Consider the following 24,547-nt stretch of genomic DNA (forward strand, 5'->3'; position numbering starts at 1 on the left):
GCGGCCGGGTATCAGTCGGCCGACCTGCGCCATCCCACGGCCTGGACGCGTGCCGCGTCCGCCGGACGGGTCTCGTCGAACAGGACGCCGTCACCGGTGGCGACGCGCATCCCGTCGACGTACGCACCGCGCCCGACGTACAGCCGGTCCGTCGCGTAGCGCCAGCGCAGGGTGAGGCTCCGCGCGGCGGGCAGGCCGGCGGTGAGTCCGTGCCAGACGCGGCCCGACCAGCCGGTGGCGGTGCCCGCCGGATGCCGCTCCGGCTCCCCGCCCCGGCGTTCCGTGGCGAACGGCACCGGCTGCCAGGTCGTGCCGCCGTCCGCCGTGGCCTCCAGGGTGAGGACGTCGGAGCGCGGCTCGGTGTCCCACCACAGGGCGCAGCGCAGCCGCGCTGCGCCGGACGACGTGTCCAGCGCGGGCAGGGTGAGGGTCGCCGTCGCCGAACTCGCCATCCCGGAGAACCAGGCCGTGCGTCCCTGCGCCGGGCGGACCGGAACCGCGCGTGCCAACTGGTTCGCGGCGGCCACGCGGGGAGCCGATCCGGAGCGCCAACTGCGTACGGGATGCACCGAGTTGCCGAGCACGACGAGGAACGAGTCGGTGGTCGGATCGAGCACCAGCGCGGTGCCGGTGAAGCCGGTGTGGCCCGCCGTGCGCGGGGTGGCCATCGCACCCATGTACCAGTGCTGGTACAGCTCGAAGCCCAGGCCGTGCTCGTCCCCGGGGAAGTCGGTGTTGAAGTCGGTGAACATCAGGTCCACCGACTCCGGTCTCAGAACGCGCGCCCGGCCGTAACGGCCGCCGTTGAGCAGGGTCCGCCCGAGCACCGCCAGGTCCCAGGCGCACGAGAACACGCCCGCGTGGCCCGCGACCCCGCCCAGGCTGTAGGCGTTCTCGTCGTGCACCTCGCCCCACACCAGCCCCCGGTCGAGACCGGACCAGGGCAGGCGGGCGTCCTCGGTGGCGGCGATCCGCGGCTTCCAGGAGGCGGGCGGGTTGTAGCGGGTGCGCCGCATGCCCAGCGGGCCGGTGAGGTCGTCACGGAGCAGGACGTCCAGGGTGCGGCCCGTGACCTTCTCCAGCACCAGTTGGAGCGAGATCAGGTTCAGGTCCGAGTACGAGTACGCCGTGCCCGGAGGGCTGACCGGCGCCTCGTCGTAAATGAGCTGGATGCGCTCCTCGTACGTGGGTGCGTTGTAGAGCGGGATCCAGGGCCGGAAACCCGAAGTGTGCGTGAGTAGTTGGCGGATCGTCACGTCTGCCTTGCCGGCGCGGCCGAAGCCCGGCAGATACGAGGCGACGGTCGCCTCCAGCTCCAGGGCGCCCCGTTCGATCTGCTGCACGGCGAGGAGGGAGGTGAACAGCTTCGACACCGAGGCCAGATCGAAGACGGCGTCCTCGGTCATCGGGATCTGCCGGTCCGCCGGGAACTCGACGCCGGTGTCGGTCTTCTCGTCGTACGCCTGGTAGCGCACAGCCATGCCGATGGGCCGGTGGAGTGCGACGGTGCCGCCGCGTCCGGCGAGCAGTACAGCGCCCGCGTACCAGGGGTGTTTGGGGGACGGCCCGAGGAACGCCTCTGCGTCGGTGACGAGTTGACCCAGATGCTCCGCGAGCAGGCCGGCCTGCCGGGCCGATCCGTGCCGCAGGGTCGGGTGCCCGCTGCCCGACGTCGTCACCGACGGCGAGGCCGACGAGGCCGCTGCCGCAGGGCCGGCCGGGAGGGCGGCGAAGGCCAGAGCGCCGCCCAGAGCCATTGCCCTTCCACCGAGTTGACGGCGAGTGATACCGCTCGACCCTGCGTCCGTCATGGGGGTTCCTCCCGTGTTGTGGCCGCGGGCGGCCTGAAAGAATCTTTCGGGGATCGCCTTGCGGGGTGAAACTTTCCTGTCAGGTGCGGGATGTGTCAATGGGGCGTGCGCGGTCGCAGGAGAAGCCGAACACCATGGATCACTTGAGAAGGCATCAGGTGATCTCTTCCGCCGGTCACGGTGCTGCGGCATCCCGTGCCGTTCGGACGGCCGCCGACCGGCCGGTCCGGTGTCTTGACCTCCCCGGCCGGTCGACCGAGGATCATCTGTCATGACGCCCGGACACGGAAGCACGGTCGACGGACTCCTGCGACGCAGCGCCCGGCGTACTCCGGCGCGTATCGCCGTCGAGTACGGCGACCGCACCTGGACCTACGACGCGCTCGACACCGCCGTCTCGGCGGCGGCGAGCGTCCTGTTGGCGGAAGGGCTGTCCCCCGGAGACCGGGTCGGCGCCTACGGTCACAACTCCGACGCCTACCTGATCGGCTTCCTCGCCTGCGCCCGCGCGGGCCTGGTGCACGTACCGGTCAACCAGAATCTGACCGGCGACGACCTCGCCTATCTGGTGGGTCAGTCCGGCAGCACACTCGTCCTCACCGACCCCGACCTCGCCGGACGGCTCCCGGACGGGGTACGGGCGCTGCTCCTGCGCGACGCCGACGGTTCGCTGCTCGACCTGCTGGCCGAGGCACCCGCGTACGACGGCCCCGAGCCGCGCTCCGAGGACCTGGTGCAGCTGCTGTACACCTCCGGCACCACCGCCCAGCCCAAGGGCGCGATGATGACGCACCGCGCACTGGTGCACGAGTACCTGAGTGCCATCACCGCCCTCGACCTCGGCGCGGGCGACCTCCCCGTGCACTCGCTCCCGCTCTACCACTCGGCGCAGATGCACGTCTTCCTGCTGCCCTACCTCGCGGTCGGCGCGACCAGTGTCATCCTCGACGCGCCCGACGGCGACCGGATCTTCGACCTGATCGAGGCGGGCCGCGCGGACAGCCTGTTCGCCCCGCCCACGGTCTGGATCGCCCTGTCCAACCGTCCCGACTTCGCGACCCGCGACCTGAGCGGCCTGCGCAAGGCGTACTACGGGGCGTCCATCATGCCGGTGCCGGTCCTGGAGCGGCTGACGCGGCGGCTGCCGGACCTGGCGGTCTACAACTGCTTCGGGCAGAGCGAGATCGGCCCGCTGGCCACCGTCCTCGGCCCCGACGAGCACAAGGGGCGCATGGACTCCTGCGGGCGGCCCGTGCTGTTCGTGGACGCGCGGGTGGTCGACGAGGACGGCAAGGACGTGCCCGACGGGACACCCGGTGAGATCGTCTACCGGTCGCCGCAGCTGTGCGAGGGATACTGGGACAAGCCCGAGGAGACCGCCGAGGCCTTCCGCGACGGCTGGTTCCACTCCGGGGACCTCGCGGTGCGCGACGCCCACGGCTACTTCACGATCGTCGACCGGGTGAAGGACGTCATCAACTCCGGTGGCGTCCTGGTCGCCTCACGGCAGGTCGAGGACGCCCTGTACACGCACGAGGCGGTCGCCGAGGCCGCCGTGATCGGCCTCCCCGACGACCGCTGGGTGGAGGCCGTCACGGCGGTCGTCGTCGCGCGCGGCGAGACGACGGAGGAGGAGCTGATCGCGCACGCGCGCGAGCGGCTCTCGTCCTTCAAGGCGCCGAAGAGGGTCCTGTTCGTGGACGAACTGCCGCGCAACGCCAGCGGGAAGATCCTCAAACGGGAGCTGCGCCACCGCTTCGCCGGATGAGCGTGGTTCGGCCCGCGCCGGCGCGGGCCGTGACCGGGGAGGCCTGCTCTAGCCGGTGGGGCGGGGCGCGGTGCCGCTTCCGGCGCCGTTGCCGCCGCTGCCGTCCTGGGGTCCGTACGCCGTCATGAAGCGGTCCCGGAAGGTGTCCATGCCCCAACGGGGTGCGGTCGGGGCGGGTTTGAGGCCCTCGGTCCAGTTCCAGTCGGCCACCCGGTCCAGGACCTTCGGGTCCTTGGCGACGAGGGTGATCGGCACGTCCCTGCTGGTGCTCCCGGCGGTGACGGTCGGGACCGGCTGGTGGTCGCCGAGGAAGACCAGGACCGTGTCCTCGTCGCCGTACCGCTCCATCCACTCGATCAGGCTCCGCAGCGAGTACTCGATGGACTTGCGGTACTCGGCGCGTACCCTCTCCGGGTCCCGCCAGACCTCCTTGGGGTCGGTGCCCTCCTTCTTGATCTCGTGGAACACCGAGCCGTCGCCGAGGTCGTCCCAGTCGATCATGCGGGCGTTGGGGGACCACGGGTTGTGGCTGGAGGCGAGGATGATCTCCGCCATGATCGGCTCACGGTCCTTCCTGCCGTGCTCCAGGCGCTCGAAGGCCTCCATGCTGAACTGGTCGGGCACCGGCGTCCAGCTGAAGTACGGACCCTGATAACCGAGTTGCTCGGAGTCGTAGATGTGCTCCAGGCCGAAGTACTTGCCCTCCGGCCAGGCCCGCCGCACCCCGGGCACGATGCCCACGGTGCGCCAGTCACCGGCCTTGCGGAAGTAGTTGGTGAGGGTCATGCGGTCGCTGGTGGTGAGGCTGCGGTAGCGCTGCTGGTTCTTGATCCACAGGCCGGACAGGAAGGTGGAGTGGGCGAGCCAGCTGCCCGCGCCCGTCACCGGTGACTCGAGCCAGCCGCTGCGCGACTCGAAACCGGCGGCCTTCAGGGTGCCGGTGCCCTCCTTCAGTACCGCGTCGATCGGCTCCGCCATCGCCGGGTCGTCGATCGCGACCCGGCCGTAGCTCTCGACGAACGTGAACAGGACGTCCTTGCCGCGCAGCCCCGTGAACAGCTGGTCGGGCGGAGTGTCGGCGAAGGCGTCGACTGCGGCCTGCTGTGCGAAGACCCGCCCGTCCTTGATGCCCGCGCGCACCTGCTCCACACGGTTGTCCAGCATCTGCGCGGTGCCCTTGGTGGCCAGCGGGACGCCGGTGATCTGTACGCCCAGCGTGACGCAGGTGATCCACACGACGCCGAGGACCAGTGTGGTGCGGGCGGCGACGGGGCGGTGGCGCACCATCAGGTTCGTGATCCGCACCGCTGCCAGTGTCATCAGCACCAGCAGGGTGATGAACAGGGCGATCACCCCGATCACGGCGAGGATCTGCCCGCCTCGGCCGAACGACTCCCGTACGAACTCCGCCGCGTCGTCGAACAGGATCCAGTCGAGCACCAGGTCGAACGGCCGGGCCAGTACCTGGTAGAACCCCATGTCCACCATCTTCAGGACGGTGAGCAGCCCGAGGAGGACGCCCGAGACCGCCGCGGTGATCCGCCGGGGCTTCGGCGGCAGCGCGAGCAGCAGGGTCGCCAGCAGGATTCCCTCGGCCGGGACACGGAGGAACGCCGCGAACGTGAGCCGCTCCACGCGGTTCGGCATGAGGAGGGCGAAGAGCAGGAGCGCCCCGGCCAGGACGGTCGTCCCGACCGTGAGGCCTCGGGCCGTACGCGGGTGACGCCGGCGCAGGCGCTCCCACCGGGTGGGCGCCGTGCCGTCCGGTGCCTCCCCGGCGGCCTCGCCGGAGGTGGTGGGGCCGTCGTCCGGGTCCGCTCCGCTCTCGGTGGTGTCCGACAACTGGCGGGAGCGAGTGAAGAGCTGCACCCGGGGGTCCTTCCGTGCGGTACTGCGAGGGCATGGCAAACCGGGCCCGTGTACGGGCCTGCCACCCTCAGTACGTTCGCACGTCGCTCCCCGTTCAATCGCGCCCGCGTGGATTCACCGGCCCGAACTCACGTGCCCGGATTCACCCGCCTGCCGCGCCCCGGAAACGGACGCCGACGTGACCTGTCGGGGGCCGGAACCGATCGCTAGGCTGGCCGCGGACGACGGAAATCGGGAGGAGCACGGACGTGGCCGACAGCACCACCCAGCAGCGACCGCTCACCGGCTGGGACAAGCCTGACCTGGACCTCAGCAACGCGCAGTGGCAGTCCAGCAGCCGTGGCCTGGGGGATGTCCAGATCGCCTTCGTGGAAGGCTTCATCGCCATGCGCAACAGTGGCCGCCCTCAGAGTCCTTCCCTGATCTTCACCCCGGCCGAGTGGGGCGCATTCGTGTCGGGAGCCCGGGAAGGGGAGTTCGACCTGACGTGAGCCGGGCGTGGTCGCCGATACACCCGGACACACGGGCAGGGATACCCTTCCGGGACCGGGGCTGAGCCAGGTCGGCCCGGGAACGTGCGGGTCGTGGTCCGGAAGTGAGGAACCCCATGAGCACCCAGCCGGTCGTCGCTGCGGTCGACGGTTCGGACGACAGTCTGCGCGCCCTGGAGTGGGCCCTCGACGCCGCGCGCCGGCGTGAGGCCCCGCTGCGGGTGGCGCACGTCCGTCAGTACGCCGCCTGGGGCCAGCCCGAGGTGCTGGCCGCCGGACCGCCCGACCCCAGGGAGGACCCGGTCCTCGATCTGGTCCGCGCACGGCTGGCGGGACGGACCGGGCTCCCGGCCGTCGATTTCGTCGCCCTGGACGGCGCTCCCGGTGCCGTCCTCCCCGAACTCGGCGCCACCGCGCAGCTGCTGGTGCTCGGCTCCCGGGGCCGCGGCGGATTCGCCAGTCTGCTGCTCGGCTCCAACTCCCTGGCCGCGGCCCGTGACGCCGAATGCCCCGTCGTCGTGGTGCCCCGGCCCGGACGGGGGACCGGGGCCGGCACCGACACGCCCGCCGGGTCCGACACGGCCGGACCGTTCGTGGTCGTCGGCCTGAACGTCGACAGCCCCGACGAGGCCACCCTCGCTCACGCCTTCGACGAGGCCGCCCTGCGCGGTGCCCGGCTACGGATCGTCGCCGCCTACCCGTGGCCCCCGCAGACCTGGATGCTGCCCGGGGAGATGCCGGCGCCGCAGATCGACCAGGGCGCCGTCGAGCACGAGTCCCGGACCCTCGCCGACGGATGCCTCGCCCCGCACCGCGAACGGCACCCCGGAGTCGTCGCCGAGATCCTGGTACTGCCCGGTGATGCCGCCGGACACCTGGTCGCGGCCTCCGAGGACGCCGAGCTGGTCGTCGTGGGGCGCCACCGACGGCGCCTGCTGGCACCGGCCCGCATGATGGGCTCCGTCACCCAGGCCGTGCTGCTGCACGCGGCCGGCCCCGTCGCGGTCGTTCCACCGGCACCCCCGGAGGAGTAGCCCCCGCAAGCATGCCCGCGCGCCCGGCACCGCCGTGCTGTGCGCGGTACTTCAGCAGCCGGCCGCACGAGCCCACCTCATGGGAGTGGAGGGCGTTGCCCGGCCGTCCGTCGGCGGGTGCGGGCACGTACCATTGCGGCATGTCGTTCCTCCGCCGCCGCAGCGCCACTCCCGCCGGGCCCGACTTCGACGTACTGGCCATGGATCCGGGCGACTGGCCCGGAAACCTGGGCGCCGGGCTGCTGCCCGCCCCCGACGGCACCTGTCAGGGCGTCTTCCTGCGCTACGACCTGTTCGGCGGCCGTGGCCCCGCGATGATCATCGGCAATCTGCCGGAGGGCTCCGCGGCCCGTGAGGTTGCCGAGGGCGAGGTCCCCTTCGAGGTGGCACAGCTGCTGCTGGCGCTGGAGAACGACGAGGAGGTGACCGTCGTCGGCACCGAGGACGTACCCGTGATGCAGGGCGACAACCTGCTGATCGTGCGCCGCGTGAAGCTCTCCGAGGGCCGGATCTCCTGCGTGCAGTTCGACCGCAGCGACAACGTCCTGGTCACCATCGCCGCCTGGGACCGCCCCATCACCGACGACCTGTACACCCTCCTCAAGCCGCTGCCCGCGGAACTGTTCCAGCAGGGCTGACCCGGACCCGCTGATCCGTTCCCCGGCTGTTCCCGGGCCGTTCCTGATCCGTTCCCCGGCCGTTCCCGGGCCGGGGAACGGCCGGTGCCCCGAGGACTTCACCGTCACGTCCGCCGCCCGTACGAAGGCGATCCGGTGGCCGTACTGGATCTGGTGGTACAGGTCCTCGCCCCTGACCACACGGTGCGAGGCCTCCTCGTCGAAGGTCACCGCGTACAGATACTCGCCGGGCACCTTGCCCGCGGCGACGTACTCCTGGCCCTTCGGCAGCGTGTGCGGCAGCGGGGACACCTTCTGCACGGGCACCTCCGCCGGACAGGCGGCCTCCTCCGGGTAGGCACGCCCGTACACCGGGACGGAGTCCAGACCCTTCCTCGGGGTCACGACCCGGCCCGCGGCGGGCACCGCGGTGGGCTGCTCCTCCGGGTTCCTGAACCAGGCCGTCTGCCCCCGGGTACCAGAGGGCGGTCCAGTCGCCCCACCGGTTGGCGACCGCGTACTGCTGGCCGGTCGACATCCGTGAGGACAGGTCGTTCACCCCGGTCGTCGGGGCCGAACCCAGGCGGTTGTCCCTGATCAGGGGAGACTTCTCGTCGTGGTCGGAGTACAGGCGCACCGCGCTGGACCCGTGCGCCGCGCACGGCTCACCGGCGCTCTCGCAGCCCGTGAACACCGGGTGGTGGGCGGCGTGGTCGGGGCGGATCGTCACCAGAGCGCCGTCCTCGCCGGCGGTGGCCTCGAAGGGCCGGCCCAGCAACGCGAAGTAGTGCGCCCAGTCCCAGTAGGGGCCGGGGTCGGTGTGCATGCCGGACACGGCCTCCGTGGTCGGACCGGGCACGGTGCCGTGGCCCAGGATGTGCTGCCGGTCCAGGGGGATGTCGTACTTCTCGGCGAGATACCGCACCAGGCGGGCCGAGGAACGGTACACCGCCTCGGTGTACCAGGCGTCGGGTTCCGTCAGGAAGCCCTCGTGCTCCAGCCCGATCGACCCGGCGTTGACGTACCAGTTGCCCGCGTGCCAGGTGATGTCCTTCGCCTTCACATGCTGGGCGATGTGACCGTCGGTCGAGCGCAGACTGTAGTTCCACGACACATAGGTGGGATCCCGCACCATGTCGAGAACGCCCTCCCAGGCGCCCTCGGTGTCATGGACGGCGATGTACCGGATCGGCTGCGAGACAGGCCGGTCCCCCAGGTCGTGGTTGCCGTAGTCGCCGTCCCCGAACTCCTCGTACGGTGCCGGGGCCCACTCGCAGGACACCGTCTCCGGACACTCCGTCGCGGCGGTGGAGGCGGTACGCAGACCGATGCGGGCCAGCGTGGACCGGTCCGGGGCGAGGTCCGCACGGGCGGTCAGGCCGACCTCTTGTCCCGCGTCCGTGACGCGCCGCGCACCGGCGCGGATCACCTCGTAGACGTCGTTCGCGTACGCCGACGCCGTGTCGTCCGCCCCGGAGAAACGGGCCACCGCGCCGTACCAGTCGGCCGGGTCCTCGCTCGGCGGCTCGCCCAGCTCCCGCTGGGCCTCGGCCAGCAGCGCGGCGCCGCCATTCCCTGGCAATCCGGGCCGCGGGTCGTGGCGGCGAGCCAGGGCCGCGGCGCGGTCAAAGCGCGGGAGACGTGCCGGGACATGGGAAAGGTCCGCGGCGCTCCCCCTCGGGAGCGCCGCGGACCTTTCCCATGTCCCGGTCAGCGAGTGCCGACCGCCGCGCGCACGGCCCGGCGGGCCATCTGGCAGTCGTCGTGCAGGCGCCGCAGCAGCAGCCGCTGCTCCTCACCGGACGGCAGAACGCCCGGCTGGGCCGGGCCCGGTCCCACCGGGCCCCCCTCGCGCATCGAACGGTGCACGGCCGTCTCGTAGGTATGGATCTCACGCGTCAGCACCAGCATCAGGTTCACCAGGAACGCGTCGCGTGAGGCATGGCCCGCCGACTGCGCGATCTGGCTGATCTGCCGCCGGGCCGCCGGCGCTTCCCCGAGCACTGCCCACAGGGTCGCCAGGTCGTAGCCCGGCAGATACCAGCCTGAGTGTTCCCAGTCCACCAGCACTGGACCGGCCGGTGAGATCAGGATGTTGGAGAGCAGCGCGTCGCCGTGACAGAACTGGCCCATGCCGTGGCGCCCGGCCGCGTGCGCGATGCCGTGCAGCAGTTTCTGCAGATCGCCCATGTCCCGGTCGGTGAGCAGACCCAGCTCGTGATAGCGGGCGATCCGCGCCGCGTAGTCCAGCGGGGCGTCGAACGTCCCGGCCGGCGGTCGCCACGCGTTCAGCCGGCAGATCGCGCCGAGTGCCGCCTTGATGTCCGCTCGTGGTGGCGCCTCCACCGGGTGCCGCTGGAGCGCCGCCACCCGGCCGGGCATTCGCTCGATCACCAGGGTGCAGTTGTCCGGGTCCGCTGCGATCAGCCGGGGCGCCCGCGCGGGTGGGCGATGCCGGACGAACGAGCGGTACGCCGCTATCTCGTGCCGGAACCGCTCGGACCAGACGGGGGAGTGATCCGTTAAGCACTTGGCCACCGCGGTGCTCCGGCCGGTCGTGCCGACCAGGAGGATGGACCGGCCGCTGCGGCGCAGCACCTGCACCGGTGCGAACTCCGGGCAGATACGGTGCACCGACGCGATCGCCGTGCGTAACTGGGCGCCCTGGGGCCCGGACAGGTCGAGCCTGCCGCTGAGCGGCTGGAAGCCGGAGCCCGGGGCGCGCCGCACCTTGCCCGGGCCTGGCACGGTGGCCGCCGGGCGCGCGGGGGCGAGGTAGGGGCCGTTGTCCGACGGACGCGGACGCAGTGGCCTGGGTGGTGCGGACACGGAGGACGATGCTGCGTACATGGGCGGTACAGATCCCTTCGTGTGCCTGCGACGTCATCGCGCCACACGGCCCGGTCGCCCAGGCGCACCCTGGGGAATGCTTCCGGCGGAGACCGGGTCGTGGTGGCGCGTTCCTACTCGACACCCGATGCCCCCTGGCACACCATCTGGCGAACCCTGGCGAACCCTGGCGAATAGTCGCCCGGCAACTCGCCCGGGGCTACTGTCAACTCAGCCGAGAACCTGGGGGCTTGACGTGAGCGGACAACCCAACACCCGGCTCTCGGACCTGTTCGGCCTGGCCGGCTGGTCCAAGGGCGAACTCGCGAGGCTGGTCAACCGGCAGGCGGCGGCCATGGGCCACCCCCAGCTGGCGACCGACACCTCCCGGGTACGGCGGTGGATCGACATGGGAGAGATCCCGCGCGATCCCGTGCCGCGGGTGTTGGCGACCCTGTTCACCGAGCGTCTCGGTCGTGTCGTGACCATCGAGGATCTCGGTCTGGTCCGGCACGGGCGTACGGGGAAACGGCCACGCGGCGGGAATGCGGAACATCCCGACGGAGTGCCGTGGGCGCCCGAGCGGACAGCCGAGGTCCTCACCGAATTCACGGGAATGGACCTCATGCTCAACCGACGCGGCTTGGTGGGCGCGGGCGCCGCGCTCTCCGCCGGATCCGCCCTCAGCAGCGCCATGCACGACTGGCTGCACACCGATCCGGCACTGACCACCGACGCTCCCCGAATCGCCCATCCGCTGCACGCCGACTCCGTCGGGTTCGACCGCTACGAGGCCGTTCCCATCGGGTCTCAGGAGATCGAGGAACTCGAGCGCTCCGTGGAGGTGTTCCGCGCCTGGGACGCCGCCCGGGGCGGCGGCCTCCAGCGCAAGGCGGTGGTCGGCCAGCTCAACGAGGTGGGCGGCATGCTCGCCTACCACCACCCACCTCATCTCCAGCGGCGCCTGTGGGGCGTCGCCGCCAACCTCGCCGTCCTGGCCGGCTGGATGTCGCACGACGTCGGCCTGGAACCCACGGCCCAGAAGTACTTCGTCATCGCGGCGCACGCCGCCCGGGAGGGCGGCGACCGGCCACGCGCGGGTGAGGCGCTGTCCCGTGCGGCCCGCCAGATGGTGCACCTGGGCCGGCCCGACGACGCCCTGGACCTGCTGAAGCTCGCCCGGTCCGGCTCGGGCGAGGAGGTGCTGCCGCGCACCCGCGCGATGTTCCACACCATCGAGGCCTGGGCACAGGCGTCCATGGGCAAGGGGCAGGCGATGCGCCGCACACTGGGCCGGGCCGAGGACCTGTTCGTCTCCGACCGGGGAGCGGATCTGGAGCAGCCGGACTGGATGCAGACCTTCAAGGACGAGGATCTGTACGGCATGCAGGCCCTGGCCTACCGCACGCTGGCCGAGTTCGAGCCGGGCGCGGCCGCGCACGCCCAGCACTACGCGGAGAAGGCGCTGTCCCTGCGCGTCGACGGCCGGGAACGATCGAAGATCTTCGACCATCTCTCCATGGCCTCCGCCTGCTTCATCGCGGACGACCCGGAACAGGCCGACCGGTACGCGCGTCTCGCGCTGATGTCGATGGGCTCCAACTCCTCGCGCCGCACCTGGGACCGGCTGCGCCAGATGTACCGGCTCACCGCCGAGTACTCCTCGTACCCGAGGATCCAGGAACTGCGGGAGGAGATCAGGCAGGCCCTGCCGAGGCCCAGGGGGAAGGGCGGCAACAGCAAACCGGCGTAACGGAGTGGTGAAGGGGCTTCCTACGAGGTCACGCGGGCCACGAGCACGCAGGCCTCCTCCTCGCGCACGGTGTCGCCGAACTCCCGCAGGACGGCCGGCATGCAGTCCCGCGCGGTGCGGTCCCCGGTGAACTGCGGGGCCAGTCCGAGGAGATGCGGGACGGTGGCGGCCCCCGCCCGCCCGGGTACCAGCCCGTCGGTGTACAGCACCAGCACATCGCCGACTTCGAGGGTCTCCTCGGCCTGCCCGTAGAGGACGGCCGGGGAGGCGCCGAGCAGGACGCCCTCCGGGGCGTCCAGGGCGCGTCCCGTTCCGCCGCGGAACAGCAGCGGGACGGGGTGCCCGGCCCGCGCCCACACCAGCGAGCGGGTCTCGGGCCGATAGCGCAGGCAGAGGCCACTGCCGAGGGCGGGTTGCCCGGTGGCGTCGAGTAACCGGTTGAGGCAGGCCATCAGCGGGCCCGGTGCGGTGCCGGCCATCGCCATGCCGCGCATCGCGCCGAGCAGCATCGCCATGCCCGACGACGGGCCGACGCCCTGCCCGGTCAGCTCGCCGACGCTGAGCAGGGTGGTGCCGTCGGACAGTTCGAGGGCGTCGTACCAGGGGCCCCCGGTCGGCGCTCCGGCCGGTGACGGGAGGTGCCGGGCGGCGAGGTCCAGGGTTCGCGGGCTCCGGTGCGGGAGGGGCAGGGAGCCGTGCCACGGGGGCAGCACGGCTTCCTGCGGCTCGACTACGGGCCGGTGTCCGGTTCGCGCCGCGGCCTGTCGCTGGTGATGCAGCGAGTCACGGGTCTCGCTGACCGCCCGCCGGCAGCGGCGCAGTTCGCTGACGTCCCGCAGGACGGCCCACATCGAGGCGGTGCTGCCGTCAGCCCCGAGGACCGGTTCGCCCCTCATGTGCACCGTCCGGACGCTGCCGTCGGGACGTGTCATCCGGAACTCCCCGTCGATGGGCCGGGCGTCGACGAGGCAGCCCGTGACCATCGCCGTGAGTCTCGGCCGGTCCTCGTCGTGTACGAGGGACGGCAGTTCGTCGAGGGTGAGCGGGGGAGCGGCCGGGTCGCGGTCCAGGATGCGGTACAGCTCCCCGGACCAACTCGCCTCGTCCGTCAACAGGTTCCACTCGGCGCTGCCGACCCGGCTGAGCAGGGAGTCGTGCCGGGGCGGCGCGGCGGGCGCGGGCCCGGCCTGCGCCGGTACGGGCAGTGGGCCGTCCCGCAGCTGGGCCAGGTGCTCGTCCAGGTCGTTGAGCTGGTGCAGCGCCAGGTCGCACAGTGCGCGCTGCCAGCGGTCCTTCGGGTCCGAGGCATCGGCCGCGGTGCCACGCCGTACGGCGTCCACGTCGCCCCTGAGCCGCCGGGTCTGCGAGATGAGCGCGTCGACCGGGCCGCGTCCTGGCGGCTGGGCGGCTGAGCGGCCCGCGGAGAGGTGGGACGGCATGACGCACTCCGATGTGGGACGGTTCGGGCCAGAGGCGGACGGAGGGACCGTTACGACTGTGGCACAGCCCGCCACGCCCTGTAAGGGATTCGGCAAGACACCTTAAGGTCATGTCTGTGGCATATGCCACTGTCTTCGTGGAGTTACTCGGAGGTACGCGTCGGATGCCCGTCGGTCGGAACAACTCAGTTGGTACGTACGTGACTTGGCGAGGCGTTCGGTGACTGCTCGCCGTCACTCACCTATTCGATGGACGGGTGTTTGACCGCACTCAGTACCGCAGTACGCCCGCGATCCGGTCCGTGCTCCCCAAGGTGTCGTCCGGGACGAAGCGGACTTCGGCGCCGGTCTCCAGGCATCGCTCGACGATCTCGTCCACGATGTCCTCGCGGGTGTCCGGGCCGCCGGCCTCGGCGACGACCAGATGCTCGCCCGCCTCGCGCACCGTCACCCGGAAGTTCTCCTCGACGGCCAGCAGCCGTACCCGGCCCTCCCGGGCGTTCTGCCACAGCTCGTCGACGCCGGCCGCGAACCCCTTGCGTCCGCGGGCCGTCTCCAGGGCCCGGACGACCTCCTCGGCGCTCTTGCGCGCCTCGCTCTCGAGCACCGGACGCAGGGCCTGCCACACCGCGTCGGGCGTGCCGTGCGCGAGCCCGCCGTGCTGGACGTGCACCGCGTCCCGGGCCACGCCGCCCACCTCGCCCAGCAGGGACAGTGCGGCCGGCGCGCCGGTGACGTACAGGGGCCGGGGATGCTCACGCAGCACCGCGCGCATCGCGGTGTCGGTCTCGCGCAGGAACCGGCGGATGTCTTCGTCCCGGTAGGTGCTCGACTGATCACCGACCCGCTCGAGGCGCTCGGGGTCGAAGTTCTCCATGTCGCGGACCAGCGGGAAGGCGCCGAGGTGTTCCTCGGTGACCCGGTCCACGCCGCCGTTCCACAGCGTGGCCCGGTCGGGGGAGACCGACAGCGCCCAGAAGGGGCGCTCCGCCGTGTGGGCGGACACCAGGTTGCGGGTGAGGAAGGTGTCCGAGAGCACCACGCGCTCCGGCACGGAACGGGAGAGCGACCACACCTGGTGCTCACCCGGAGCGGCGAAGATGACCAGCCCGTCCTCGGCGTGCGTCAGGTCGACCTCGGACAGTGCCCGGTCGAGCTGCAGGGTGACCTCGCTGCGCCGGTCCCGGGTGACCGCGGGATCGGCCTCCAGCTGCTTCTTGGCCTCGGCCACCATGTTGCGCAGTCGCACCGGGTCCTGGGCATTGAGGGGCTCGCGCCGGTGTGTCGGCGTCAGCACCGACACCGCGGGGTAGGGGCGCGGGCGTCGAAGCTCGGCAAGGGCCGCGGGACTCAGATGGTGCTCCATGAGAGCACCATAGAGCCGATTCACCGAGAGGGCATTTGGGGCAATCCCGCCGTCGTCGCCCCGTGGGAGGACTCACTCACGGGAGTCCTCCTCGGAGCCGCACGAGCTGCCGCTGGGCGGCAGCGAACCGTAGAGCAGGAAGTCGTCGACCTTGCGGTGCACGCAGTCGGACGATCCGTAGCCGGTGTGACCCTCACCCCGGTGATCCAGCACCACGGCCGAGGAGCCGAGCCGCTCGGCCGTCTCCACCGTCCACCGGTACGGCGTGGCCGGGTCGCCCCGCGTGCCGACCAGCAGCATCTTCGGAGTGTCGACGTCCTTGACCTTTTCTCGGATGTAGTCGGTCCCCTTGGGGCGGCCGTGGCACATCAGCACCTGGGCGAGCCGGTAGCGGCCGAAGACCGGTGAGGCCTCCTCGTAGGCGGTGCGCAGCCTGGCGAGGTCCCGGGTCACCTGCTCGGCGGCCGGGCGGTCGGGATCGTCCGCGCAGTTCACCGCCATCAGCGCGGCGGGGAGGTTGTCCAGGGGGACCTCCTCCTCGTCGACGAGCGGATCGTCCGCCCGGTGCGGTACGGGGAGCGTCACCCCGCCGGTGGCGAAGGCCTCCACGCCGCGCGTGTCCCCGTCCTCCATCAGCTGCGCGAGCGCCCGTTGCAGCAACGGCCACAGTTCCCTGCTGTAGAGGCCCTGCGCCATGGCGCCCGCGAGGTCCTGGCCGGTGAACTCGTAGCCGAAGTCCGTCGGTACCGGGTTCTCGTCGAGCGAGGCGACCAGCTTCACGGCCACCTCCCGTGCCTCGCGCGGGTCCTGGCCGAACGGACAGGCGATGTCCTCCGTGCACCAGGTCAGGAAGTGTTCGAGTGCGAGCTGCTGCCCCCTGACGCTCGCCAGTCCTTGTTCGGCCAGTGGTTCGGTCAGGGTGTCCACGCCGTCCAACACCAACCGGCCCACCTTCTCGGGGAATCGGGCAGCGTACACCGAGGCCAGCCGGGTTCCGTAGGAGAACCCCAGGTAGTTGAGCTTCTTGTTGCCGAGCACCTGGCGCAGCACGTCCAGGTCCCGCGCGACGTTCACGGTGCCGATGTGCGCGAGCACCGGGCCCGAGTGCTCGGCGCACTCGGCGGCCACCTCGCGCAACAGGGCGAGCATTTCCCGCGGATCGGACATGTCCTCGCCGCCGGTCGCCTCCAGCGCCTGGCCGGTGGCCTGGGTGCCGCAGCTGACCGGTGAGGAGCGGCCGACACCGCGCGGGTCGAAGGACACCACGTCGTACTCGTCGGTGAGACCCATGAACTCCTTGCCACCGTGGGCGAGTCCGAGGACGCCCGAACCCCCCGGCCCACCGAAGTTCAGCACCACCGAGCCCCGCGGGTCGCCGGTGCCCCGGTAGCGGGCGAGGGCCAGGTCGAGGGAACCCTTGTCGGGTTCGGCGTAGTCGACGGGGACGGTGATCTTCCCGCACTGCAGGTCCTTGGGCATGTCGGTGCTCTCGCACGCCGACCACTTGATCTTCTGGTCGTAGAACCGGTCGAGGTCCCCGTCGGCGGCAGCGGCGGCCGGGAGACCCGCGCCCAGCAGGGCCAGCCCGACCGCTCCGGTGACCGCGCAGCGCCGGACCGAGGGTCGCGTTGACAGCTTGGCCAGCATCGATGCCTCCAGGGACGCCCCAGAGCGGACCGGATCCGGCGCCCTCGATCACCATAAGGGGGCTTTGGAGGCCCCGCCTGTCGGCCGGACGGCCCCGCGCGGTGGCGGGCCCGGCGTTTCGGGGTTTGCCGTGCCCCGGGCCGGTCCTCCGCCGGCCATACGCCGGTTCGAGGGCTCGGGGGACGAGCCCGGCCACCGGGCGGAACCGGCGCCCGAGCCGTCCGCGCCGTCCCGCACCGGCACCCGGCACGCACGCCGCACCGGCCTCGGACACCCTCGCCGAAACGCGCACGGATCGGACGCTCCCGGTCCTCGCCACGGGAGCGGCGCTCTTCCTGGGCGGAGTCGCCCTGTACCGCCGCAGCCGCCGGGCGGCGGACGACTGAAGGCCGGGAAGGGGCCGAGCCCGGCGCGGAAACGATCACGCCCGGGTCCCACCACCCCCGGCAGTGGGCGAGATCCCGCCCCGGCCGTCGCCGTCCGCACCGGTCAGCCGCGGGCGCCGTGGAACCTTCTGTGCAACTCCCGTATCTCCTCCGTCAGTTCGGGAACCGGGCCGTCCACGGTCACGCCGGGTGCGATCTCACTGACGGGCAGTGGCCGTACCGGTGGGGCGGGCACTCCCAGCTCGGCGAGCCAGGCCAGCAGCTGCGCCGAGGAGGCGACGTAGACGATCCGTCCGAGGCCCACCCAGGCATGCGCCGCCGCACACATCGGACAGTGCTCGCCGGAGGTGTACACCGTGGCGGCGGCCCGTTCCTCGAGTGTCAGGTGGGCGGCCGACCAGCGCGCCAGCTCGAACTCGGGGTGCCGGGTACGGTCCCCGGCGGCCGTCCGGTTGCGATCCTCGGCGAGCACGGACCCGTCGCCGGCCACCAGGACCGAACCGAACGGATCGTCCCCGGCGTCCAGCGCCTCGGCCGCCAGCTCGACGCAGCGACGCAGGTGGGGCAGTTCGGAATCCTTGACAGCCACGGGTGCCGCCCTTCTCACGACTACGGCTCGATCAACAGTCACGGCAACCTTAGGCTCACGCGATCACGGACGCGAAGCACGGTGTGCCGGCGCCCCGTAATCCCGTTGCCCGGGCATCGGACCCGTGCTGGAATCAGCGGCATGGATCATGCCGAGGTACTCGCTCTGTTCGACCGTGACCTGCGCGAAGGAGCGCGACCCGACGGCCCCGGCGCCCGCGTCGAGCGCGCCGGCCACGTGGTGCGGCAGACCGCCCCGCGGCACGGCTGGAACGGCGTCGTCTGGTCCGCCCTGGACGACGCGGACGCGGACGCGGCGATCGCCGGACAGATCAACCACTTCACCGGGCTGGGCCGCGAGTTCGAGTGGAAGCTGTACGGCCATGATCTGCCGGTGGACCTCGGACAGCGGCTCGTGGCGTCCGGGTTCACGCCCGGACCGGAGGAGACGCTGATGGTCGGCGAGATCGGTGAGCTGCTCCTCGACACCCAGCCGCCCGAGGGTGTCCGCGTCGTCCCGGTCACCGACCGGGCCGGTGTCGCTCTCATGGCCGAGGTGCACGAGAAGGCCTTCCGCGCCGACGCGTCCTGGCTGCGGCACCAGTTGCTCGCCCAGCTCGCCGCCGGGCCCGACACCGTGGTCGCGGTGGTGGCCCTGGCCGGCCGGGAGCCGGTGGGCGCGGCCCGGATGGAACTCGTGCCCGGCACCCCGTTCGCCGGGCTCTGGGGCGGCGGCACCGTCGAGGCCTGGCGGGGCAGGGGCATCTACCGCACGCTGGTGGCCCACCGGGCCCGCGTCGCCGCCGAGCACCGCTGCCGTTACCTCCAGGTCGACGCGTCCGGCCAGAGCCGCCCGATCCTCGAACGCCTGGGCTTCGTCCCGCTCAGCACGACGACGCCGTACGTGTACGTCCCGTAGGGACACCCGGCTCCCGGTTCTCCCCATACGGCCGTCCGGCCGGGGACTGACACCGGGACACACGGACGGGTCCGGCGGGCCGCACCCCTGTGGTGCTTCCCGCCGGACCCGTCCGTGTGCCGTGCCGAGCCGCCGGACCTCCCAGTCAGCGGAGGGCCTTCGTACGGTCCAGCGCGGCCACCCCGAATGCGGCGAGGCCGATCTGGATGAGCCACTCGATCCAGTCGACACCCTTGGTGTCGGCCACTCCGAGCGCCGCGGCGATCGCCGAGCCGATCAGCGCGGCGACGATGCCGACGAGGATCGTCCACAGCACCCCGATGCGCTGGCGCCCGGGAACCACGAGCCGGCCCAGGACGCCGATGACGACGCCGATGACGATGGCACTGATGATGCCGCCGATTTCCATCTCGCCCCTCCTTCTCGGAACCCGCTGAAGGACGTGTGCCCGCGCTCGGCGGAGACAGTCACCCGTGCCGGGGAGGGGCCGGTGCGGACATGGCGGGACCGGCCCGCGGTGGACGCGGACCGGCCCCTGCTCCCGATTCCCTTTCTCGGCCGCGATCAGCTCCTGGGGGCGCTCCTGGCTGCCGTGGCGGCGCACATGGTGCCGAGCATCAGGGTCAGCGCGCCGATGACGATGTTGTTCCAGATGACGCCGGCGTCCGGACCGTTGCCGACGATCCACGGCGAGACGATCATCCACACGCCAAGGGCGCACATGGCTCCGCTGAGGCCGTACATGCGTGCCGGAGCGGCGGTGAACCCGATGGCGAGCAGGCCGATCGCGATGCCGACGATCAGGTTGTGGGTCACGAGCGCGGGCTGGCTCGTCGTGTAGTGGAGTATCCAGGGGGACACCGCACAGTAGAGGCCGAGCAGGAACACCGGTCCGTCTACCAGCACCACATCACGACCGCCGAGCACGCGGTCGTACCGTGCCCGCATTTCGGAAGCATCGGGGTGGCCGGCGATGTCACCACGGGGATGCGAGACGTTGGCCATGAGTCGTCTCCTTCAGGTAGCAGGACTGACCGCTTCTGATGCGGTATGCGGTAAGCGCCGCTTAGGCACATTTTGCCCTTATTTCTCCTTTATGTGTAGGGGTCGGAGCGGGGATCTCGCTCGGCCCCACTCCTCCCGAAACCGGTGAACTCGGGGGCGTGTCGGGCGATCCGGGATGGCCGGTTCACCCGCTTGACTGGTACAGACCAATGCGGTTGAGTGTGCCCGGCACCCCCCACCACGGCCGCCCCTCACACCGTGGCCGGTCCCGCCGGCACGCGTGCGGCGACAGCCCGCTCAGGCATGTCCCCACCCGGGAGCGGCCGTGTCCCGCAGAGGAGTTGATCCCTTGTCGAGACGCCGCATGTCCGCCGTGCTGGCCGCAGCCGTCATCGCCTGCAGCGCACCGGTGCTGCTCCCCGCCGCGACCGCTTCCGCCGCTCCCGCGTCGGCGGCCGCCGCATGCTCCAGCTATCCGAACTGGGTGGCCGGGCAGTGGTGCGACGCCGGTGACGTCGTCCGCTACACCGATGGCCGCGCCTACATCGCCGAGCACGCCAACCCGGGCTACGACCCGATCATCAGTACCTGGTACTGGGAGCCGTACTCCTGCGCCAACGACCCCGGAACACCGGTCGGGAACTTCGTCGTGACCGAGGCGCAGTTCAACCGGATGTTCCCGAACCGGAACCCCTTCTACACCTACAGCGGGCTGACGGCGGCCCTGAGCGCCTACCCCGGCTTCGCCAACACGGGCAGCGACACGGTGAAGAAGCAGGAGGCCGCCGCCTTCCTCGCCAACGCCAGTCATGAAACCGGTGGCCTGGTGCACGTGGTGGAGCAGAACACCGCCAACTACCCGCACTACTGCGACTGGAGCCAGCCCTACGGCTGCCCAGCCGGCCAGGCCGCCTACTACGGGCGCGGACCGATCCAGCTGAGCTGGAACTTCAACTACAAGGCCGCCGGTGACGCCCTCGGCATCGATCTGCTGAACAACCCCTGGCTGGTGCAGAACGACTCCTCCGTGGCCTGGAAGACGGCCCTGTGGTACTGGAACACCCAGACCGGCCCCGGCCCGATGACCCCGCACCACGCCATGGTCAATCAGGCCGGTTTCGGCCAGACGATCCGCAGCATCAACGGCTCCCTGGAGTGCGACGGCCGCAACCCGGCACAGGTGCAGAGCAGGGTGACCACGTATCAGCAGTTCACCCAGATCCTCGGGACGTCACCCGGCGGCAACCTGTACTGCTGACGCAGGACCGCGGGGCATGGTGTCATGCACCTGACCATCCGTGACCTGGCCGCGTTCCCTCCGTGCACGCGGCCATCCTTCGGACGAAGGGCACCCACCATGCGCACCCCCCACGCCCTGCTCGCCACGACCGTCACGACCACCGCGCTGGTCGCGGCGGCCGTGGCACCGACGCCCGCGGCGGGGGCCGACGCGGTTCCGCCGCCCGGCACCTACTACGTGCAGAGCGCCACCACCGGACTCAACGCGGCCGACAGCGCCGGAGCGGTCGAGCAGCGCCGGCCGCGCGGCAACGAGGACCACCAGCAGTGGAAGCTGCGGGTGAACGGCGCCTCGTACCGCCTGGAGAGCACCGACCCCCCGGCAGCTGCCTCGGCCGGGGCGGCGACCTGGCCAGGACCGTTCCCTGTACGGGCGCGGACGCCGCCTGGGAGGTCACTCCCGTCGGCGCCGACCGGTACATCCTCGGCGTCCCCGGCACCGACCGGCGCCTCACCGTCGCCCCCAGACCCGCGGGGGCCAACCACCCCGCCCAACTCGCCGTCACCGGCGGCTCCGGAGACCTCGCCGACTGGTATCTCACCCCGGTCACTCCCGCCACCCGGCCCATGCCGCCCCAGGACGCCCGCACCCTGGACCAGGTCACCTTCCTCACCTCGCACAACGCCTACGCCAACGGAGTCGACGGTGGCTTCGCCCCGCCGTTCGTCAACCTCTTCCCCAACCAGACGCGCGGCAGCGAACGCCAACTCGCGGACGGAGTCCGCGGATTCATGCTGGACGTCCACCAGGCCCCGGACGGCGCGATCCTCTGCCACAACAGCTGCACCCTGGTCAGCAGGCCCGTCGCGCTGTGGGTGGACCTCCAGCGCATGGTGGACTTCCTCAAGGCCCACCCCGGCCAGGTCGTCACCGTGTTCCTCGAGGACTACGTCGACCCGGGCGTGCTGCGCGCCGAACTCGGCCGCGTCACCGGCCTGTCGGACGTCCTCTACCGGCCGGACCGCACCGGGGTGCGCGAGAACGGCTGGCCGACCATGGCGGAGCTGACCGCCACCGGACAACGGCTGCTGATCCTCAGCGACCACAGCCGCTCCGCCGACCAGGCCGCGGGGCTGACCCGGGACAGCTTCGGCGTCATGTACCAGCGGGAGTGGACCGTCGAGAACCACTGGTCCATGGGCCCCGGAGTCGGCGCCTCCGACTGGTCCTGCTTCAGCCGCTGGTACGACGCCGGCGCCAACATCCCGCTCACCCGCACCGAGCCGGGCTTCCGCCCCCTCTTCGTCATGAACCACTTCCGGGACACCCCGATGGCGAACACGGCCGGCACGGACAACACCGAACTCGCCGACCGCGCCAGCCGGTTCTGTCGGCCGGCCGCCCGCAAGAAGCCCAACTTCCTCGCCGTGGACCACTACGACCTCGGCAACCCGGCAGCGGCCGTCGCAGCCCTCAACACGTACACGTATCCGTAGTCCCGCGCGGGACGAGGAGGGCCGGTGCGGGTCCGGCGCCGCGAGGCGCCCTACACCAGCCAGCTTCCGCCCCGCATGAGATGCCGCATCGGCAGTTCGTGTTCCTCGCACCAGGCCTGTACCGCCCGGGGGCGTACCCGGAAGAACGCGTAGACCGCCCGGCCCGCTCGCGGATCCCAGCCGGTCTTCTCCCGGAACGCCTCCGCCGCCACCGGCGGCACCTCCCGCGCGTCGTACGAATCCACTTCGCCGTCGATCAGGACGACGTCCCGCGTGTCGCCGAACGCCAGCCGGGTCCGGCCGCCCTCCCGCAGATTGCGGCCGGTGGGGTTGGCCGGCCGGGTCGCGAGCCAGACGGCCTCGCCGTCCCACACGAACCACAGCGGCACCAGACAGGGCAGCCCCTCGGTATCCGCCGAGGCCACCCAGATGTCCGTCTCCCGCTCCAGTCGGTCCAGGACGTCCCTTCTGCGCTGCTCCCGACTCCGCTGCGGTGGCTCGGTGACCTTCATACGCGGACGGTAGCCGAGTGCCCCGACCGGGCGCCTCGGGCTGCCGTCGTAGGTCTTCGGGCCCAGGCCGGGGCACTGCCGGGAGCGGGACTGGCGTACCTCTACGTTTTACGTATAACCTCTGCCGATCGAACCCCCCGCCGAATGCTCCCCCACTTCACCACCGAACCGCTGAGGAACGCACCGCCCATGACCGCGCCCCGCATCGACACCGACACCCTCCGCCGGCTTCCCAAGGCCGTACTGCACGACCACCTCGACGGCGCCCTGCGCCCCGCCACCCTGGTGGAGCTGGCGGACACGGTCGGCCACACCCTGCCCACCACCGACGCCGACGAGCTCGCCGCCTGGTACGTCGAGGCCGCCGGCTCCGGTGACCTGGTGCGCTACATAGCCACCTTCGAGCACACCCTCGCCGTCATGCAGAGCCGCGAGGGACTGCTGCGCACCGCCGAGGAGTACGTGCTCGACCTCGCCGCCGACGGGGTCGTCTACGGCGAGGTCCGCTACGCCCCCGAGCTGATGACCAAGGGCGGGCTGACCCTGCCCGAGGTGGTCGAGGCCGTGCAGGAGGGGCTCGCCGCCGGCATGGCCAAGGCCGCCGCCGGGGGGACACCGGTGCGCGTCGGGACGCTGCTGTGCGGCATGCGGATGTTCGACCGGACGCGGGAGATCGCCGACCTGGTGGTGGCGTTCCGGGGCGCGGGCGTCGTCGGCTTCGACATCGCCGGCGCCGAGGACGGTTTCCCCGCCGCCGACCACCTGGACGCCTTCGAGCACCTGCGCCGCGAGAGCGTGCCGTTCACCATCCACGCCGGCGAGGCCCACGGCCTGCCCAGCATCCACCAGGCCCTCCAGGTGTGCGGCGCGCAGCGCCTCGGCCACGGTGTGCGGATCGCCGAGGACATCCCCGACCTCGCGGCCGGCAAGCTCGGCCGGCTCGCGGGCTGGGTCCGTGACCGCCGGGTCGCGCTGGAGATGTGCCCCACCTCCAACATCCAGACCGGCGCCGCCGGCTCGATCGCCACGCACCCCATCACCGCGCTGAAGGACCTCGGCTTCCGGGTCACCCTCAACACCGACAACCGGCTGGTGTCCGGCACCACCATGACCCGCGAGATGTCCCTGCTGGTGGAGCAGGCGGGGTGGACCGCCCGGGACCTGCGGACCGTCACGGTCAACGCCGTCAAGAGCGCGTTCCTCCCGTTCGACGAGCGCAACGCCCTCCTGAGGGACGTGGTGCTGCCCGGCTACGAGTCCGTGTTCTGAAGGAGCCCGCGCACATAGGCCGCCTGTCCGGCGTGCTGGAGGTCGTCGGACAGGACGCTGACCAGCCGCACCCCGAGGCTCACCGGTGGGTCCCAGCGCTCGTCCACGATGCGCTCCAGGTCCTTGGCCCGCAACGCGCGCAGCGCTCCCAGGCTCTGCGCGTGCACCGCGTCGTAATAGCCGGTCAGCAGGTCGGCCGAGTCGACCCGCACCTCGGCGACCCGCGCCGGGGTGTGGCCGTACCCGGTGTCGCGGCGGGGCAGGCCGAGCGCGAACCGCTTCTCGAAGTCCTGGGCGAGCCACACCTGGTCGAACCCGAAGGCGTCCGCGACGTGGTCGTCCTGGATCCGGGTGAGGTGCCAGACCAGCCAGGCGAGGGAGTTGGTGCCGGGCGCGGGCCGGGCGTTGAGGACGTCGGGGCCGAGCCCGGCCACCGCGGCGTGGACTTCTTCGCGGATCCTGCCGAAGCCGTCGATGAGGATGTCCTTGGCGTGCATGGGTCCACCCT

19 protein-coding genes and 2 pseudogenes are annotated in these 24,547 nt (G+C 71.7%); 9 read left to right on the forward strand and 12 right to left on the reverse strand.

The window, feature by feature from the left end; translation table 11 throughout:
- Positions 1-11 precede the first annotated feature (11 nt).
- A complete protein-coding gene (locus WJ438_RS35800; protein ID WP_406728867.1) occupies positions 12-1,811 on the reverse strand; it encodes a serine hydrolase in 1,800 nt (599 codons plus the stop codon).
- Positions 1,812-2,082: 271 nt separating this feature from the next.
- Between WJ438_RS35800 and WJ438_RS35805 the strand changes: the two genes are divergently transcribed.
- Positions 2,083-3,579, forward strand: coding sequence for an acyl-CoA synthetase (locus WJ438_RS35805; RefSeq protein WP_406728868.1), 1,497 nt, complete (start codon positions 2,083-2,085; stop codon positions 3,577-3,579).
- A gap of 48 nt (positions 3,580-3,627) precedes the next feature.
- Here WJ438_RS35805 and WJ438_RS35810 read toward each other — a convergent pair whose 3' ends face one another.
- A complete protein-coding gene (locus tag WJ438_RS35810; protein ID WP_406728869.1) occupies positions 3,628-5,448 on the reverse strand; it encodes a sulfatase in 1,821 nt (606 codons plus the stop codon).
- Between the two features lie 248 nt (positions 5,449-5,696).
- Between WJ438_RS35810 and WJ438_RS35815 the strand changes: the two genes are divergently transcribed.
- From WJ438_RS35815 to WJ438_RS35825, 3 genes are all read left to right on the forward strand, one after another.
- Positions 5,697-5,939: a DUF397 domain-containing protein gene (locus WJ438_RS35815; protein WP_109380901.1), complete on the forward strand. Its 243-nt coding sequence runs from the start codon at positions 5,697-5,699 to the stop codon at positions 5,937-5,939.
- Positions 5,940-6,055: 116 nt separating this feature from the next.
- The gene (locus WJ438_RS35820) at positions 6,056-6,973 is read left to right on the forward strand and encodes a universal stress protein (protein WP_406728870.1); all 918 of its coding nucleotides are present in this window, start codon (positions 6,056-6,058) and stop codon (positions 6,971-6,973) included.
- A gap of 140 nt (positions 6,974-7,113) precedes the next feature.
- Complete coding sequence (locus tag WJ438_RS35825; RefSeq protein ID WP_406728871.1) at positions 7,114-7,611, forward strand: hypothetical protein; 498 nt, start codon at positions 7,114-7,116, stop codon at positions 7,609-7,611.
- A gap of 87 nt (positions 7,612-7,698) precedes the next feature.
- Here WJ438_RS35825 and WJ438_RS35830 read toward each other — a convergent pair.
- Positions 7,699-9,349, reverse strand: a pseudogene (locus WJ438_RS35830) (N-acetylmuramoyl-L-alanine amidase); the annotation flags it as partial.
- Entirely contained in the window at positions 9,301-10,440 is a 1,140-nt protein-coding gene (locus tag WJ438_RS35835) for an aminoglycoside phosphotransferase family protein (protein ID WP_406728872.1), read from the reverse strand. The pseudogene WJ438_RS35830 and the gene WJ438_RS35835, both read right to left, overlap by 49 nt.
- Before the next feature lie 235 nt (positions 10,441-10,675).
- Between WJ438_RS35835 and WJ438_RS35840 the strand changes: the two genes are divergently transcribed.
- Positions 10,676-12,172, forward strand: coding sequence for a hypothetical protein (locus WJ438_RS35840; protein WP_406728873.1), 1,497 nt, complete (start codon positions 10,676-10,678; stop codon positions 12,170-12,172).
- A 20-nt stretch (positions 12,173-12,192) separates the two neighbouring features.
- On the opposite strand, the gene WJ438_RS35845 is transcribed toward WJ438_RS35840, so the two are convergent.
- From WJ438_RS35845 to WJ438_RS35860, 4 genes are all read right to left on the reverse strand, one after another.
- Positions 12,193-13,611 carry a PP2C family protein-serine/threonine phosphatase gene (locus WJ438_RS35845; RefSeq protein WP_406728874.1) on the reverse strand — a complete coding sequence of 473 codons (1,419 nt, stop codon included), beginning with the start codon at positions 13,609-13,611 and terminating at the stop codon, positions 12,193-12,195.
- Between the two features lie 271 nt (positions 13,612-13,882).
- Positions 13,883-14,977, reverse strand: coding sequence for a chemotaxis protein (locus tag WJ438_RS35850; protein WP_406728875.1), 1,095 nt, complete (start codon positions 14,975-14,977; stop codon positions 13,883-13,885).
- A gap of 72 nt (positions 14,978-15,049) precedes the next feature.
- Complete coding sequence (locus tag WJ438_RS35855) at positions 15,050-16,624, reverse strand: alpha/beta fold hydrolase (RefSeq protein WP_406728876.1); 1,575 nt, start codon at positions 16,622-16,624, stop codon at positions 15,050-15,052.
- A gap of 489 nt (positions 16,625-17,113) precedes the next feature.
- Positions 17,114-17,599 carry a nucleoside deaminase gene (locus tag WJ438_RS35860; RefSeq protein ID WP_406728877.1) on the reverse strand — a complete coding sequence of 162 codons (486 nt, stop codon included), beginning with the start codon at positions 17,597-17,599 and terminating at the stop codon, positions 17,114-17,116.
- Between the two features lie 141 nt (positions 17,600-17,740).
- Here WJ438_RS35860 and WJ438_RS35865 point away from each other — a divergent pair, with 141 nt between their 5' ends.
- The gene (locus WJ438_RS35865) at positions 17,741-18,517 is read left to right on the forward strand and encodes a GNAT family N-acetyltransferase (RefSeq protein WP_406728878.1); all 777 of its coding nucleotides are present in this window, start codon (positions 17,741-17,743) and stop codon (positions 18,515-18,517) included.
- Positions 18,518-18,662: 145 nt separating this feature from the next.
- Here WJ438_RS35865 and WJ438_RS35870 read toward each other — a convergent pair whose 3' ends face one another.
- Together WJ438_RS35870 and WJ438_RS35875 are read right to left on the reverse strand one after the other, a co-directional pair.
- Complete coding sequence (locus WJ438_RS35870) at positions 18,663-18,926, reverse strand: GlsB/YeaQ/YmgE family stress response membrane protein (protein WP_406728879.1); 264 nt, start codon at positions 18,924-18,926, stop codon at positions 18,663-18,665.
- A 155-nt stretch (positions 18,927-19,081) separates the two neighbouring features.
- Positions 19,082-19,522, reverse strand: coding sequence for an SPW repeat protein (locus WJ438_RS35875; RefSeq protein ID WP_406728880.1), 441 nt, complete (start codon positions 19,520-19,522; stop codon positions 19,082-19,084).
- A 349-nt stretch (positions 19,523-19,871) separates the two neighbouring features.
- Here WJ438_RS35875 and WJ438_RS35880 point away from each other — a divergent pair, with 349 nt between their 5' ends.
- Positions 19,872-20,780: a chitinase gene (locus tag WJ438_RS35880; RefSeq protein ID WP_406728881.1), complete on the forward strand. Its 909-nt coding sequence runs from the start codon at positions 19,872-19,874 to the stop codon at positions 20,778-20,780.
- A gap of 99 nt (positions 20,781-20,879) precedes the next feature.
- Positions 20,880-22,258: pseudogene (locus tag WJ438_RS35885) on the forward strand (phospholipase).
- A 50-nt stretch (positions 22,259-22,308) separates the two neighbouring features.
- On the opposite strand, the gene WJ438_RS35890 reads toward WJ438_RS35885, so the two are convergent.
- The gene (locus tag WJ438_RS35890) at positions 22,309-22,770 is read right to left on the reverse strand and encodes a pyridoxamine 5'-phosphate oxidase family protein (RefSeq protein ID WP_406728882.1); all 462 of its coding nucleotides are present in this window, start codon (positions 22,768-22,770) and stop codon (positions 22,309-22,311) included.
- Between the two features lie 189 nt (positions 22,771-22,959).
- Here WJ438_RS35890 and WJ438_RS35895 point away from each other — a divergent pair, with 189 nt between their 5' ends.
- The gene (locus WJ438_RS35895; protein WP_406728883.1) at positions 22,960-24,039 is read left to right on the forward strand and encodes an adenosine deaminase; all 1,080 of its coding nucleotides are present in this window, start codon (positions 22,960-22,962) and stop codon (positions 24,037-24,039) included.
- Here WJ438_RS35895 and WJ438_RS35900 read toward each other — a convergent pair.
- Positions 24,021-24,536 carry a DinB family protein gene (locus WJ438_RS35900; protein WP_406728884.1) on the reverse strand — a complete coding sequence of 172 codons (516 nt, stop codon included), beginning with the start codon at positions 24,534-24,536 and terminating at the stop codon, positions 24,021-24,023. The two genes, WJ438_RS35895 and WJ438_RS35900, sit on opposite strands and share 19 nt — an antisense overlap.
- Positions 24,537-24,547 lie beyond the last annotated feature (11 nt).

Source organism: Streptomyces sp. GD-15H (assembly GCF_045291515.1).
In the GTDB taxonomy this organism is placed as follows: domain Bacteria; phylum Actinomycetota; class Actinomycetes; order Streptomycetales; family Streptomycetaceae; genus Streptomyces.